At 73.8% G+C, this 17,144-nt stretch carries 1 protein-coding gene; it reads left to right on the forward strand.

From position 1 onward, the window contains the following. Nucleotides 1–10 precede the first annotated feature (10 nt). Nucleotides 11–17,095, forward strand: coding sequence for an SDR family NAD(P)-dependent oxidoreductase (locus tag ACIHCX_RS19585; protein ID WP_400031008.1), 17,085 nt, complete (start codon nt 11–13; stop codon nt 17,093–17,095). The last annotated feature ends 49 nt before the right edge of the window (nt 17,096–17,144 follow it).

A 17,144-nucleotide genomic window follows, 5' to 3' on the forward strand; every position in this document is an offset into this window, starting at 1 on the left:
GGAGCAGACGATGAACGCCCCCGCTGAGAACGTGGTCGCGGCACTGCGCGCCGCGGTCAAGGAGACCGAGCGGCTGCGACGCCGCAACCGGACGATCGTGGCCGCGGCCCGGGAGCCGATCGCCGTGGTCGGCATGGGCTGCCGCTTCCCCGGCGGCGTCGACTCCCCGCAGGCCCTGTGGGAGATGGTCGCCGACGGCACCGATGTGATCTCCGAGTTCCCGGACGACCGCGGCTGGGACCTGGAGGCGCTGCGCACCAGCGGCATCGACGACCGGGACACCTCCGTCAGCCAGCGGGGCGGATTCCTGGACTCCATCGCCGACTTCGACCCCGGCTTCTTCGGGATCTCGCCGCGCGAGGCCGTCACCATGGACCCGCAGCAGCGACTGCTCCTGGAGACCTCCTGGGAGGCGATCGAGCGCGCCCGCATCGACGCCACCCGGCTGCGCGGCACCCGCACCGGCACGTTCATCGGCACCAACGGGCAGGACTACGCCTATCTGCTGGTGCGGTCCCTGGACGACGCCACCGGAGACGTCGGCACCGGCATCGCCGCCAGTGCCGTCTCCGGCCGGCTGTCGTACACCTTCGGCCTGGAGGGGCCGGCGATCACTGTCGACACCGCCTGCTCCTCCTCGCTCGTGGCGCTGCACCTCGCTGTGCAGTCGCTGCGCAACGGCGAGTGCAGCCTGGCACTGGCCGGCGGCGTCAATGTGATGTCGACGCCGGGCTCCCTGGTCGAGTTCAGCCGGCAGGGCGGTCTCGCCGGCGACGGCCGGTGCAAGGCGTTCTCCGACTCCGCCGACGGCACCGGCTGGTCCGAGGGCGCGGCCGTGCTCGCCCTGGAGCGTCTCTCCGACGCCCAGCGCAACGGCCACCCCGTGCTCGCCGTCATCCGCGGCTCCGCCGTCAACCAGGACGGCGCCTCCAACGGCTTCACCGCCCCCAACGGCCCCTCCCAGCAGCGCGTCATCCGGCAGGCCCTCTCCAACGCGGGCCTGAACCCCGCCGATGTCGACGTGGTCGAGGCGCACGGCACCGGCACCCCGCTCGGCGACCCCATCGAGGCCCAGAGCATCCTCGCCACCTACGGCCAGGACCGTGAACAGCCCCTGCTGCTCGGCTCGATCAAGTCGAACATGGGCCACACCCAGGCCGCGTCCGGCGTCGCCGGGATCACGAAGATGATCATGGCGATGCGCAACGGGGTGCTGCCGAAGACCCTGCACGTCGACCGGCCCTCCACCCATGTCGACTGGACGGCGGGCAAGGTCGAGCTGCTCACCGAGAACCGCCCCTGGCCCACCGCGCCCGACCGCCCCCGCCGCTCCGGCGTCTCCTCCTTCGGCGTCAGCGGCACCAACGCCCATGTCATCGTCGAGCAGGCGCCTCAGGCCCCCGCCCATCAGCCGGAAGAGGCGTCGGCCGACCCGTCGGAAGAGGCACCGGCCGCGCCCCGCACCGCCGGTGTCCTGCCCTGGGTGCTCTCGGCGCGCTCCGCCGCCGCCCTGCGCGAGCAGGCCGCCGCCCTCCTCGCCCACCTGGACGCCCCCGGCGCCGCCGGCGCACTGGACACCGCGTACTCGCTGGCCACCACCCGCGCGGCCCTGGAGCACCGGCTCTCGGTCGTCACCGACGCGGACGGCACCACCGGTCGTCAGGCGCTCACCTCCTGGCTGGCGGGGGACCCCGCCCCGGACGCCCACGAGGGTCGGCCCGTCGGCCGCACCCGCAGCGCCTTCCTGTTCTCCGGTCAGGGCGCCCAGCGCCTCGGCATGGGTCGTGAACTGCACGCTCGCTTCCCGGTGTTCGCCGAAGCCCTGGACCGCGTCCTGGTCCTGCTCGACGAGGAACTCGGCGCGAGCCTCGGCGACATCATCTGGGGCGACGAGGAAGCCCCGCTGAACGAGACGGGCTTCACCCAGCCTGCCCTCTTCGCCGTCGAGGTCGCCCTCTACCGCCTGGTGGAGTCCTGGGGCGTCACCCCCGACTTCGTCGCCGGCCACTCCATCGGTGAGATCGCGGCCGCGCATGTGGCGGGGGTGTTCTCACTGGAGGACGCTTGCCGACTGGTGGCCGCGCGTGCCGGGTTGATGCAGGCGCTGCCGAGTGGGGGTGCCATGGTCGCCGTGGAGGCGACCGAGGACGAGGTGCTGCCGCTGCTGACCGAGGGTGTCGCTGTCGCCGCGGTGAACGGCCCGACCTCCGTGGTCGTTTCGGGTGAGGAGCAGGCCACCCTCGCGGTCGCCGAGCAGCTCGCCGCGCAGGGCCGCCGCACCACCCGTCTGCGCGTCAGCCATGCCTTCCACTCGCCGCTGATGGACCCCATGCTCGACGACTTCCGCGCGGTCGCCGAGACGCTCTCCTACGACGAGCCACAGATCCCGGTCGTCTCCAACCTGACCGGTACGCTCGCCGCCGACGGGCAGTTGACCAGCCCGGAGTACTGGGTGCGTCATGTCCGCGAGGCCGTCCGGTTCGCCGACGGCGTCCGCGCGCTCGCCGAGGCCGGCGCCGACGTCCTGCTCGAACTCGGCCCCGACGGTGTGCTCGCCGCCCTGGCCCAGCAGTCCGCCACCGCCCTCACCGTTCCGTTCCTGCGCAAGGACCGTCCCGAGGAGCACAGCGTCGTCACCGCGCTGGCCCGGCTGCACACGGCCGGCGTCACGGTCGACTGGGCCGCGTTCCACGACGGCACCGGCGCCCGCACCGCCGAACTGCCCACCTACGCCTTCCAACACGAGCGTTACTGGCCCAAGGCGACCGCGACCGCCGTGGACGCCACCGGTCTCGGCCTCGCCTCCGCCGACCACCCTCTGCTGGGCGCCGCCATGTCGGTGGCCGGTTCCGACGAACTCCTGCTCACCGGAACCCTGTCGCTCGCCACCCATCCCTGGCTCGCCGACCACAGCGTCGGCGGCATGGTCTGCTTCCCCGGCTCCGGTTTCCTGGAGCTGGCGGTGCGCGCCGCCGACCAGGCCGGCTGCGACCGGGTCCAGGAACTGACCATCGCCACCCCGCTCGTGCTGCCCGCCACGGGCGCCGTGCAGATGCAGATCTCCGTCGGCGCCGCCGGCGAGGACGGCTCCCGTGAGCTGCGCTTCTTCACCCGGCCCGGTGAGGACTTCGACGCCGAGTGGACCCAGCACGCCACCGGCCGCATCGCCTCCGGCGAGCACGTCCGCGGCTTCGACACCACGGTGTGGCCCCCGCGCGACGCCGAGGCCGTCGACATCGAGGAGCTGTTCGACCGCTTTGCCTCAGACGGTCTGGAGTACGGCCCGGTCTTCCGTGGACTGCGTGCCGTCTGGCGCCAGGACGACACGGTCTACGCCGAGGTCGAACTGCCCGACTCCGTCGAGGATGCCGGTGCCTTCGGTCTGCACCCGGCCCTGCTGCACGCCGCCCTGCACGGCACCGCCTTCCTCTCCGACGACAGCGGACTGCTGCCGTTCGCCTGGGAGGGCGTGTCCCTGCACGCGGACGGGGCGAGCATCCTGCGGGTGCGGATCGCCTCCTGCGGCGAGGACACGGTGGAGATCGCGGCGGTCGACCCGGCGGGTCAGCCGGTCCTCTCCGTGGAGTCGCTGACGCTGCGTGCCGCGGACTCGGGAGCCGGTACGGCGTCGCGCCGTGACGACTCCAACTCGCTGTTCCGCGTCGACTGGACGCCTCGTACGGTGGGGGCGCCGGCTGCGCCCGCCACCTGGGCCGTACTGGGCGAGGACCCGTTCGGCCTGACGGCCGCGCTGGCCGCGGACTCCGAGGCGGTGGCGGGGGTGCATGCTCCGGCCGCGACGCTCGAGGAGTTGGCCGCCCGGTCCGGGGGCGTGCCCGACATGGTCGCTGTGACGGTGCGCGGTGACGTCGACGCGGGACCGGAAGCGGCTCGCGAGCTGACGTGTGAGGTGCTGGCCCTGGTGCAGGGGTGGCTGGCCGAGCCCGCCTTCGCCTCCTCCCGGCTTGTGGTGGTCACCCGGGATGCGGTCGCCGACGGTGAGCGCGGCCCGCTCGACCTGGCCGCCGCTCCCGTGTGGGGTCTGGTGCGTTCCGCCCAGTCCGAGAACCCGGGCCGGCTGCTGCTGGCGGATGTCGATGACACCGCCGACTCGCTCGCCCGACTGCCGCTGCTGGCGGGGCTGTTCGACGCGGAGGAGCCGCAGGCCCTCGTCCGTGAGGGCACGGTCCGGGTCGGTCGGCTCGCCCGGCTGGAGTCCGGTGATTCTTCCGCCCGCGCCCTGGACCCCGAGGGGACCGTCCTGGTCACCGGTGGTACCGGTGGCCTTGCTTCCGCGCTGGCCCGCCACCTGGTCGCCGAGTACGGCATCAGGCGTCTGCTGCTGACCAGCCGTCGGGGGCCCGACGCCCCGGGTGCCGCCGACCTCGTCCAGGCGCTGGCCGACCTGGGTGCCGAGGCCAGGGTCGCCGCGTGTGATGTCGCCGACCGTGACGCTCTGGCGGCGCTGCTCGCCTCCGTTCCGGCCGAGCATCCGCTGACCGCGGTGGTGCACACGGCGGGTGTCCTGGACGACGGCATCCTCTCGTCCCTCACCCTGGACCGTCTCGACACCGTCATGCGGCCGAAGGTCGATGCCGCCTGGCATCTGCACGACCTGACCCGCGATCTCGACCTGGCCGCCTTCGTCCTGTACTCCTCGACGGCCGGTGTCATGGGCAGCCCCGGTCAGGCCAACTACGCGGCGGGCAACACCTTCCTGGACGCGCTCGCCGCGCACCGTCAGGCCCTCGGCCTGCCCGCCACCTCCCTCGCCTGGGGAGCCTGGGAACAAGGCGTCGGCATGACCGGCCAGTTGAGCGGTCAGGACGCACGCCGCATCAGCGACGCCGGTGGGATGCCGCTGCTGTCCGTCGAGCGGGGCCTGGCCCTGTACGACGCCGCCATGCTCGCCGACGAGCCGCTGGTGGTGCCCCTCGGTCTGGGCGGCAGTGGCCCGTTGCCCGCCGGTGCCGGCGTCCCCGCGATCCTGCGCGGACTGGTCCGCACCGGTGGACGCCGCGCCCGGGCGGCCACCGCCGCGGTCGCCCGTGCCGGTGTGGCCGAGCGTCTGGCCGTCCTGCCCGAGGAGCAGCGTCGGCCGTTCGTCGTGGACCTGGTGCGTGCGGAGGCCGCCGCGGTCCTCGGGCACGGTTCCGCCGACGCCGTGGACGCCCGCCGTGAGTTCCGTGCTCTGGGCTTCGACTCGCTCACCGCGATCGAGCTGCGCAACCGACTCGGCAAGGCGACCGGTCTCACCCTCCCCGCCACGCTCGTCTTCGACTACCCGACGCCCGAGCAGCTCGCCGACCATCTCCTGGACGAACTGCTCGGCGCCGACGCCATCGAGATCTTCGCCGCCCCGCGGACCGCTGCTGAGGCGGCCGACGATCCGGTCGTCATCGTGGGGATGGGCTGCCGCTTCCCGGGCGGTGTCGGATCGCCCGAGGAACTGTGGGACCTCCTGGCGTCCGGTTCCGACGCCATCACCGGCTTCCCCGCCGACCGTGAGTGGGAGTCGTCGAGGCTCGTCGCCGGTGAGGCCGGCGGCGTGTCCGCGCAGGGCGGGTTCCTGAGCGACATCGCCGGTTTCGACGCGGACTTCTTCGGGATCTCGCCGCGCGAGGCCCTGGCCATGGACCCGCAGCAGCGCATCCTGCTCGAAGTGACCTGGGAGGCCATCGAGCGCGCCGGGGTCGACCCGGCCGGCCTGCGCGGCAGCCGTACGGGTGTCTTCATGGGCGTCAACGGCCAGGACTACTCCAGCCTGGTCATGGGGTCCCGTGACGACGTCGCGGGCCACGCCACCGCCGGTCTGGCCGTCAGTGTGGTCTCCGGCCGCCTCTCCTACGCGCTCGGCCTGGAGGGCCCCGCCCTCTCGGTCGACACGGCCTGCTCCTCCTCGCTGGTCTCGCTGCACCTCGCCGCGCAGGCGCTGCGGTCGGGGGAGTGCAGCATGGCTCTGGTGGGTGGTGTCACCGTGATGACCACTCCCGCCAACTTCGCCGGGTTCTCCCGGATGGGCGGTCTCGCCCAGGACGGCCGCTGCAAGGCATTCTCCGACTCCGCCGACGGCACCGGCTGGTCCGAGGGCGCGGCGGTGCTCGTGGTGGAGCGCCTCTCCGACGCCCGCCGCGCGGGGCACCGGGTGCTTGCCGTGGTGCGTGGCTCCGCGGTGAACCAGGACGGTGCCTCCAACGGTCTGACCGCCCCCAACGGCCCCTCCCAGCAGCGGGTCATCCGGCAGGCGCTGGTCAACGCGGGCCTGAACACGAGTGATGTCGACGCCGTCGAGGCGCATGGCACCGGAACTCCGCTCGGTGACCCGATCGAGGCCCAGGCCCTGCTGGCCACCTATGGCTCCGACCGTGACCCGCAGCAGCCGCTGCTGCTCAGCTCGGTGAAGTCCAACATCGGCCACACGCAGGCCGCCGCCGGTGTCGCCGGGCTCGTCAAGATGGTCATGGCGATGCGCAACGGCGTCCTGCCGCGCACCCTGCATGTCACCGAGCCGTCCACCCATGTCGACTGGTCGCTGGGCGCCGTACAGGTGCTCACCGAGGAGACCGCCTGGCCCGAGACGGGCCGGGTCCGCAGGGCCGGTGTGTCCTCGTTCGGTATCAGCGGCACCAACGCCCATGTCATCCTCGAGGGCGCCCCCGACGAGCCGGTGCCCGCGCCTGTCGCCGACCGGCCCGTGCCCGGCGCCGTCGCCTGGCCCGTCTCGGCGAAGTCCGAGGGTGCGCTCGACGCCCAGGTGGAGCGGCTGCGGGAGTCCGCCGACGCGCTGCCCGCCCTCGACACCGCCTACACCCTGGCCACCGGCCGAGCAGGCTTCGAGCACCGGGCCGTCCTGATCGCCGCCGACGGCACCCTCACCGAAGTCGCCCGGGGCGTCGCCGAACCGCACCGCAATGCCTTCCTGTTCTCAGGTCAGGGCGCCCAGCGCCTCGGCATGGGTCGTGAACTGCACGCCCGCTTCCCGGTGTTCGCCGAAGCCTTCGACTCCGTCACCGCCCTGCTGGAAAGCGAACTCAACGCATCCGTCCGTGAGGTGATGTGGGGCACCGACGAAGGCGCCCTGAACGCCACCGCCTTCACCCAGCCCGCGCTGTTCGCGGTCGAGGTCGCTCTGTTCCGTCTGGTGGAGTCCTGGGGTGTCACCCCGGACTTCGTGGCCGGTCACTCGGTCGGTGAGATCGCGGCGGCGCATGTGGCGGGGGTGTTCTCGCTGGAGGACGCCTGCCGGCTGGTGGCCACGCGTGCCGGGTTGATGCAGGCGCTGCCGAGTGGGGGTGCCATGGTCGCCGTGGAGGCGGCTGAGGACGAGGTGCTGCCGCTGCTGACCGAGGGCGTGGACGTGGCCGCGGTCAACGGTCCGACCTCTGTTGTCGTTTCGGGTGAGGAGCAGGCCACCCTTGCGGTCGCCGAGCAGCTCGCCGCGCTGGGCCGCCGCACCACCCGTCTGCGCGTCAGCCATGCCTTCCACTCGCCCTTGATGGACCCGATGCTGGAGGACTTCCGGGCGGTCGCGGAGACGCTCTCGTACCACGAGCCGCGGATCCCGGTCGTGTCCAACCTGACCGGTGAGGTCGCCTCCACAGGCGTACACACCCACGCCGACTACTGGGTGCGCCATGTCCGTGAGGCCGTGCGGTTCGCCGACGGTGTCCGCGCGCTCGCCGACCGGGGCGTGACCGCCTTCCTGGAGATCGGCCCCGACGGAGTGCTCTCCGCGCTCGCCGCCGCCTCCCTGCCGGACACCGGCACGGTCGTCGTGCCGGCGCTGCGCAAGGACCGCGACGAGACCGTGTCCGTCCTCAGCGGTGTCGCCCGGCTGTACGTCGCCGGTGTCGACGTCGACTGGTCGGCCCCGCTGTCCGGCTCCGGCGCCCGCATCGCCGACGTGCCCACCTACGCCTTCCAACACGAGCGTTACTGGCCCAAGGCGGCCCCCGCCGCCCTGGACGCCACCGGCCTCGGTCTGGCCTCGGCCGACCACCCGCTGCTCGGTGCCGCCATGTCGGTGGCGGGCTCCGACGAACTCCTGCTGACCGGCTCCCTGTCGGCCGCCACCCATCCCTGGCTGGCCGACCATGTCGTCGGCGGCATGATCTTCTTCCCCGGTACCGGGTTCCTGGAGCTGGCGGTGCGCGCCGCCGACCAGGCCGGCTGTGACCGGGTCGAGGAACTGATGATCGCCGCGCCGCTGGTGCTGCCCGCCACGGGCGCGGTCCAGGTGCAGATCTCCGTGGGCGCCGCCGACGAGGAGGGCTCTCGCGAGCTGCGTTTCTTCACCCGGCCCGGTGAGGACTTCGACGCCGAGTGGACCCAGCACGCCACCGGCCGTATCGGCTCGGGCGAGCAGGTCATCGATTTCGACGCCACCGTGTGGCCGCCGCGCGACGCCGAGGCGATCGACATCGACGGCATGTTCGAACGCTATGCCGCGGACGGTCTGGAGTACGGCCCGGTCTTCCGCGGACTGCGTGCCGTGTGGCGGCAGGACGACACGGTCTACGCCGAGGTCGCGCTGCCCGAGTCGGTCGAGGACGCCGACGCGTTCGGTCTGCACCCGGCGCTCTTCGACGCCGCCCTGCACAGCACTGTCTTCCTCTCCGCCGAGGGCGACAACCGCAGCCTGCTGCCGTTCGCCTGGGAGGGCGCGTCCCTGCACGCGGACGGGGCGAGCACCCTGCGGGTGCGGATCGCCTCCTGCGGCGAGGACGCGGTGCAGATCGCCGCGGTCGACCCGGGCGGTCAGCCCGTAGTCTCCGTGGAGTCGCTGACGCTGCGTGCCGCGGGCCCGGGAGACGCTGCCGAGTCGCGCCGTGACGAGGCCAACTCCCTGCTCCGTGTCGACTGGACCGCCCGTACGCTCGGGGCGCCCGCCGCCCCTGCCACCTGGGCGGTGCTGGGTGACGACCCGTTCGGCCTGACCGCCGCGCTCGGCGCGGACTCCGAGGCGGTGGCGGGAGTGCACGCTCCGGCCGCGACGCTCGAGGAGCTGGCCGCCCGGACCGGGGCCGTGCCCGACATGGTCGCCGTGACGGTGCGGGGCGACGCCGACGCGGGACCCGAAGCCGCTCATGAGCTGGCCCACGAGGTGCTGGCCCTGGTGCAGGGCTGGCTGGCCGAGCCTGCCTTCGCCTCCTCCCGGCTTGTGGTGGTCACCCGGAACGCGGTTGCCGACGGTGAGCGTGGTGCGGTCGATCTGGCCGCCGCCCCTGTGTGGGGTCTGGTGCGTTCCGCCCAGTCCGAGAACCCGGGCCGGCTGCTGCTGGCCGATGTCGACGACACCGCCGAGTCCATGGCCCGACTGCCGCTGCTGGCGGGGCTGTTCGACGCGGAGGAGCCGCAGGCCGTCGTCCGTGAGGGCGTGGTCCGGGTCGGCCGGCTCGCCCGGCTGGAGTCCGGCACCTCCCTCGTTCCGCCGGCCGGGACGCCGTGGCGGTTGGGCTGCCGCGCCAAGGGCAGCCTCGACGGTCTCGCCCTGCTGCCGTACCCGGAGGCGGTGGCACCGCTCACCGGCCGCGAGGTGCGCATCGGTATCCGTGCCGCGGGCCTCAACTTCCGCGACGTCCTCAACGCGCTCGGCATGTATCCCGGTGAGGCGGGCCTGTTCGGCTCCGAGGGCGCGGGCGTAGTCACCGAGGTCGGCCCGGATGTCACCGCGCTCGCCCCCGGCGACCGCGTCATGGGCATGGTGTTCGGCGGTTTCGGCCCGCTGGGCGTCGCCGACGAGCGTCTGCTGACCCGGGTCCCCGACGACTGGTCCTGGGAGACCGCGTCGTCCGTGCCGCTGGTGTTCCTCACCGCTTACCACGCGCTGAAGGACCTCGCCGGGCTGCGGCCGGGGGAGAAGATACTGATCCACGCCGGCGCCGGTGGTGTCGGTATGGCGGCCATCCAGATCGCCCACCACCTCGGTGCGGAGGTCTTCGCGACGGCCAGCGAGGGCAAGTGGGACGTGCTGCGCTCCCTCGGGGTCGCCGACGACCACATCGCCTCCTCGCGCACCCTCGACTTCGAGACGGCCTTCGCCGAGGTCGCGGGGGACCAGGGCCTCGATGTCGTCCTGAACGCGCTGGCCGGGGAGTTCGTCGACGCGTCGATGCGGCTGCTCGGCACGGGTGGCCGGTTCCTGGAGATGGGCAAGACCGATATCCGGGACGCCGACTCCGCCTCGGACGGCATCACCTACCGGTTCTTCGACCTGGGCATGGTCGACCCCGACCACATCCAGCAGATGCTGCTCGACCTGGTCGACCTCTTCGAGCGGGACGTACTGTCCCCGCTGCCGGTCCGTGCCTGGGACGTCCGCCGCTCCCGTGAGGCGTTCCGCTTCATGAGCATGGCCCAGCACATCGGCAAGATCGTGCTGACCATGCCCCGGGCCATGGACCCCGAGGGCACCGTCCTGGTCACCGGCGGTACCGGCGGCCTCGCCTCCGCGCTGGCCCGCCACCTGGTCGCCGAGCACGGCATCAAGCACCTGCTGCTGACCAGCCGCCGCGGACCCGACGCCCCCGGTGCCGCCGACCTCGTCCAGACGCTGACTGATCTCGGTGCCGAGGCCAGGGTCGCCGCGTGTGACGTCGCCGACCGTGACGCCCTCGCCGCGCTGCTCGCCTCCGTTCCGGCCGAGCACCCGCTGACCGCGGTGGTGCACACGGCGGGTGTCCTGGACGACGGCATCCTCGCCTCCCTCACCCCCGATCGTCTCGACACCGTCATGCGGCCGAAGGTCGATGCCGCCTGGCATCTGCACGACCTCACCCGCGACCTCGACCTGGCCGCCTTCGTCCTCTACTCCTCGACCTCCGGCGTCTTCGGCAGCCCAGGTCAGGCCAACTACGCGGCGGGCAACACCTTCCTGGACGCGCTGGCCGCGCACCGTCAGGCCCTCGGCCTGCCCGCCACCTCGCTCGCCTGGAACGCCTGGGAGCAGGGCAGCGGCATGACGAGCGGACTGAGCGACGAGGACATGCGCCGCATCAACGACAACAGCGGCATGCCGCTGCTGTCCGTCGAGCGGGGCCTTGCCCTGTACGACGCGGCCACCCTCGCCGACGAACCGCTCGTGGTGCCGCTGGGTCTCGGCGGTGGCGGCTCGCTGCCGCCCGGCATGAGCGTCCCCGCGATCCTGCGTGGACTGGTCCGCACCGGCGGACGCCGGGCCAAGGCCGGCGCCGCCGCGGTCGCCCGCGCCGGACTCGCCGAGCGCCTGGCCGTCCTGCCCGAGGAGCAGCGCCTGCCGTTCGTGGTCGACCTGGTGCGGGCCGAGGCCGCCACGGTGCTCGGGCACGGTTCCGCCGACGCCGTAGACGCCCGCCGTGAGTTCCGTGGCCTGGGCTTCGACTCGCTCACTGCGATCGAACTGCGCAACCGGCTCGGCAAGGCCTCAGGACTCACCCTGACCGCCACCCTGGTCTTCGACTACCCGACGCCCCAGCAGCTTGCCGAGCACCTCCTGGACGAACTGCTCGGCGCCGACGCCGCGGAGGCCTTCGCCGCCCCGCAGACCGCCGCCGCGTCCGACGACGACCCCGTGGTCATCGTCGGGATGGGCTGCCGCTTCCCGGGCGGCGTCGGATCGCCCGAGGAACTGTGGGACCTGGTGGCCTCCGGCACCGACGCCATCACCGGCTTCCCCGCCGACCGGGAGTGGGAGTCGTCGACCATCGGCGGCGAGCTGGGCGACCTGTCCGGGCAGGGCGGATTCCTCAGCGACATCGCCGAGTTCGACGCCGACTTCTTCGGCATCGCACCGCGCGAGGCCCTCGCCATGGACCCGCAGCAGCGCATCCTGCTCGAAGTCACCTGGGAGGCCGTGGAGCGCGCCGGACTGGACCCGACCGCCCTGCGCGGCAGCCGTACCGGTGTCTTCATGGGCGTCAGCGGCCAGGACTACTCCGGTCTGGTCATGCGCTCCCGCGACGACATCGCCAGCCACGCCACCACCGGCCTCGCGGTGAGCGTGGTCTCCGGCCGCCTCTCCTACACGCTCGGCCTGGAGGGCCCCGCCCTCTCGGTCGACACCGCCTGCTCTTCCTCCCTGGTCTCGCTGCACCTCGCCGCGCAGGCACTGCGGTCGGGGGAGTGCACCATGGCACTGGCCGGCGGTGTCACCGTGATGACCACTCCCGCCAACTTCGCCGGGTTCTCGAAGATGGGCGGTCTCGCCCACGACGGACGCTGCAAGGCGTTCTCCGACTCCGCCGACGGCACCGGCTGGTCCGAGGGCGCGGCCGTGCTCGTCCTGGAGCGCCTCTCCGACGCCCGCCGCGCCGGACACCGGGTGCTCGCCGTGGTCCGAGGCTCCGCCGTCAACCAGGACGGCGCCTCCAACGGACTGACCGCCCCCAACGGCCCCTCCCAGCAGCGCGTGATCCGCCAGGCGCTGGCCAACGCGGGCCTGAACGCGAGTGAGGTCGACGCCGTCGAGGCGCACGGCACCGGCACTCCGCTGGGCGACCCGATCGAGGCCCAGGCCCTGATCGCCACCTACGGTTCCGACCGCGACCCCCAGCAGCCGCTGCTGCTCGGCTCGGTGAAGTCCAACATCGGCCACACCCAGTCCGCGGCCGGTGCGGCCGGACTCGTCAAGATAGTCATGGCGATGCACCGGGGCACGCTGCCGCGCACCCTGCATGTCACCGAGCCGTCCTCGCACGTCGACTGGTCCCTCGGCGCCGTCCGGCTGCTCACCGAGGAGACCGCCTGGCCGGAGACGGGCCGGGTCCGCAGGGCCGGTGTGTCCTCGTTCGGCATCAGCGGCACCAACGCCCATGTCATCCTCGAGGGCGCCCCCGAGCCCACCGCGGACGATCGCTCCGCCGAGGACACCGTGACGCCCGCCGTCACCCCGTGGGTCGTCTCGACCCGCTCCGAGCAGGCGCTCGACGCCCAGCTGGAGCGGCTTCGCGCCCATGCCGCCGCACACCCGGAGCTGTCCGGCGCCGACATCGGACTGTCCCTGGTGACGAGTCGGCCCTCCTTCGAGCACCGGGCCGTCCTGCTGGCGGGCCCCGACGGCATCACCGAGGCCGCGCGCGCCGAGTCCGGCACCGCCCGTACACCGGCGTTCCTGTTCTCCGGTCAGGGCGCCCAGCGCCTCGGCATGGGCCGTGAACTGCACGCCCGGTTCCCGGTGTTCGCCGAGGCCTTCGACTCCGTCACCGCCCTGCTGGAGACCGAACTCGGCACCTCCGTCCGTGAGGTGATGTGGGGCACCGACGAGGCCGCCCTGAACTCCACCGTGTTCACCCAGCCCGCGCTGTTCGCGGTCGAGGTCGCCCTCTACCGTCTGGTGGAGTCCTGGGGAGTGACCCCCGACTTCGTGGCCGGTCACTCGGTCGGTGAGATCGCGGCCGCGCAGGTCGCCGGGGTGTTCTCGCTGGAGGACGCCTGCCGGCTGGTCGCCGCCCGCGCCCGGCTCATGGACGCGCTGCCCGGGGGCGGCGCCATGGCCGCCGTCGAGGCCGCCGAGGACGAGGTGCTGCCGCTGCTCGACGACGGGGTCGCCGTCGCCGCCGTCAACGGCCCCACTTCCGTCGTCGTCTCCGGCCCCGAGGACGGCGTCGACCAGCTGGTCGCCCTCCTGAAGTCGGACGGCCGCCGCACCACCCGGCTGCGCGTCAGCCACGCGTTCCACTCGTCGCTGATGGACCCGATGCTGGAGGACTTCCGGGCGGTCGCGGAGACGCTCTCGTACCACGAGCCGCGGATCCCGGTCGTGTCCAACGTGACCGGTGAGGTCCCCTCCGCGGGCACCCACACCCACGCCGACTACTGGGTGCGTCATGTCCGTGAGGCCGTGCGGTTCGCCGACGGTGTCCGCGCGCTCGCCGACCGGGGCGTGACCGCCTTCCTGGAGATCGGCCCCGACGGAGTGCTCTCCGCGCTCGCCGCCGCCTCCCTGCCGGACACCGGCACGGTCGTCGTGCCGGCGCTGCGCAAGGACCGCGACGAGACCGCGTCCGTCCTGACCGCCCTGGCCCGGCTGCACACCGCGGGCCTGGACACCGACTGGAGCGCCCTCTTCGCCGGCACCGGCGCCCGCACCGTCGAACTGCCTACCTACGCCTTCCAGGGCACCCGCTTCTGGCCCGACACCACCGCCGCTCCCGGCGACGCGGGCGGACTGGGCCTGGACGCCGGAGGGCACCCGCTGCTCACCGCCGCCACATCGGTCGCCGGCTCGGACGAGACGCTGCTCAGCGGGCGCCTGTCCGCCGCCGCACAGCCCTGGCTCACCGGCCGCACGGAGGACGGCACCACCACCCTGCCCACCGCGGTCCTCGCCGAACTCGCGCTGCACGCCGCCGAGGCGTGCGACCGCACCACCGTCGAGAACCTCATCGTCGGCGCACCCCTGGCGCTCACCGGGAACCGCCCCCAGCGCCTCCAGGTACTGGTGGGCGTCCCCGACGAGACCGGCCGGCGCACCCTCACCGTGCACACCCGCGTCGACGGCGACGACGCCCCATGGGTCGAGCGGGCCACCGCCACGCTCACCGACGCGCCCGCCGCCCCAGCCACGGTCGACACCGTATGGCCGCCCGCCGACGCCACCCCGGTCGATGAGCTGCCCGAACCCACCGGCCCGTCCGTGCTGCGTGCCGCCTGGCGGCGCGGCGGGGACGTCTTCGCCGAGGTCGAGATCACCGAACAGAGCCCGGCCGAGCAGGCGTTCGCCCTGCACCCGGCGCTCCTGGACACCGCGGTCCGCGCCGCCGTCCTCCTCGACGGAGACGGGGGCGGATCCGGAGACGACACCCTCGACGCCGTCGCCTGGGACGGGCTCGTCCTGCACGCCGCGCACCCCGTCCTCCTGCGGGTACGGCTCACCGCCACCGGCGACGACACCTGGGCGCTGGAGGCGACCGACCTACAGGGCGGCCCGGTGCTCTCGGTGGCCTCGCTCACCCTGGGCGCCACCGTCGCCGCACCCGTCACCGGCGCCCCCGCCACGGACGACGCCGCGCTGCTCGCCCTGGACTGGGTCGCTCCCGCCCCGGCCCCGCGCTCCGGCGACAGCGGCCCCTGGACGGTGCTAGCGCCCCGACAGGCGACGTCTGCCCTGTCGCGACGCCCGGCACGCCCTCTCGCCGCACCGGCCGAAAGCCCGAGTACATCCAGTACGAGGACTTCCGGCCGGCACGCCGAGAGCACGCACCGGACGCCGCTCCTTGACGGGCAAACGTTGCCTGCCGCGGCACTGGGCGACGCGCTGCCCGACCTGGACACCGCGCTCGCCGCGGTGGACAACGTCCTCGTCACCCGCGCGGACTCGCTCGCCGAACTGCTGGACAGCGGGGCGCCCCTGCCGTCGCTGATGCTGCTGCCGGTCGAGGGCGGCCCCACCGCCGGGCACGATCTGCCCGCCGCGGTCCGCGCCGCCACCACGAGGGTGCTCGACCTGCTGCGCCGCTGGACCTCCGACCCCCGCACCGCGGACTCCCGCCTCGCGATCGTCACCCGGGGCGCCGTCGCGGCCGGCCGGGAGGACGTGACCGACCTGGCGGCGGCAGCCGTCTGGGGCCTGGTCCGCTCCGCCCAGTCCGAGAACCCGGGGGGCTTCCTGCTCCTCGACCTCGACCCGGCCGACGCAGCCGAGGCGACCGCCGCCGCCGTCCTGGCCTCGCTGCCCGCCCTGTTCGACGCGGGCGAGACCCAGGCCGCCGTCCGCGGCGGCGCGCTCACCGTCGCCCGCCTCACCCGCACCGAGTCCACGTCCGCCCCGGCCGCCGACCAGGTCCGTGCCTGGGACCGCGACGGCACCGTACTGATCACCGGCGGCACCGGCGGCCTCGGCGCCGTCCTCGCCCGCCACCTGGTCACCGGCCACGGCATCAAGCACCTGCTGCTGGCCGGCCGCCGCGGACCCGACGCACCCGGGGCCACCGCCCTGAGCGAGGAACTCTCCGCGCTCGGCGCCGAGGTCACCGTACGGGCCTGCGACGTCTCCGACCGGTCCGCCGTCGACGCGCTGCTCGCCGGGCTGCCGCCCGAGCACCCGCTGACCGCGGTCGTGCACACGGCGGGTGTGCTCGACGACGCCACGATCGGCACCCTCACCGCCGGGCAACTCGACACCGTGCTGCGGCCCAAGGCGGACGCCGCCTGGCATCTGCACGAGGCGACCCGGGCCCTGCCGCTCGCCGGATTCGTCCTGTACTCCTCCGTGGCCGGCGTCACCGGCGGCCCCGGACAGGGCAACTACGCCGCCGCCAACACGTTCCTCGACGCGCTCGCCGCGCACCGTGCGGCCCAGGGCCTGCCGGCCCTGTCGCTCGCCTGGGGACCGTGGGGCCAGGGCGCCGGCATGACCGGCACGCTCAGCGACGCCGACCTCGAGCGCATGGAACGCTCCGGGATGCCGCCGCTCACCGAACGCCAGGGCCTCGCCCTGTTCGACGCGGCGAACGGCCACGACGAGGCCCTGGCCGTGGCGATCCGGGTCTCCCGGTCCGCCGCGGCCCCCGACGCCGGCGAGGTGCCCGCGGTGCTGCGCTCCCTGGTCCGCGCCCGGCGCCGCGCGGCGGCCACGGCCGGCGCCGACGGGCTCGCCCGCCGACTGGCCGGCCTCGGCGCCGAGCAGCGGCACGAAACCCTCGTCGGCCTGGTCCGCCAGGAGACGGCCGCGGTGCTCGGTCACTCCGGGGCCGACGCGGTCCCCGCCGACCGGGACTTCAGCCGGCTGGGCTTCGACTCGCTGATGGCGGTCGAACTGCGCACCCGGCTCTCCGCGGCCACCGGTGTGCGGCTGCCGTCCACGCTGGTCTTCGACCACCCGACGCCCGCCGCCGTGGCCCGGCACCTGGCCGACTCCCTGACGGGCGGGGACCGGAGCGGCACGGCCGCGTCCCCGCTGGCGGCGCTCGACCGGCTGGAGGCGGAACTGTCCGCCGACGGCGTGGACGAGGCCGTACGCCGCGGGGTCGAGGGACGGCTGCGGCGGCTGCTGGCCGCCTGGGACGGCACCGGCCCGGACGGGAACGGACCGGCCGTCGAGGAGCGGATCGAGGCGGCGAGCGCCGAGGAGATCTTCGCCTTCATCGACAACGAACTCGGCCGGTCGTCGGATTCCTGACCCGGGCCCACCCCCACCTACGTGCGAAACATCTGAGGAAGGTTCAACG

The sequence above is a fragment of the Streptomyces sp. NPDC052043 genome (assembly GCF_044548235.1).
Classification (GTDB): domain Bacteria; phylum Actinomycetota; class Actinomycetes; order Streptomycetales; family Streptomycetaceae; genus Streptomyces.

Bases quoted from the DNA above. Each gene is read 5' to 3' on its own strand.
- ACIHCX_RS19585 (WP_400031008.1), top strand. From the start codon at position 11: ATGAACGCCCCCGCTGAGAACGTGGTCGCGGCACTGCGCGCCGCGGTC.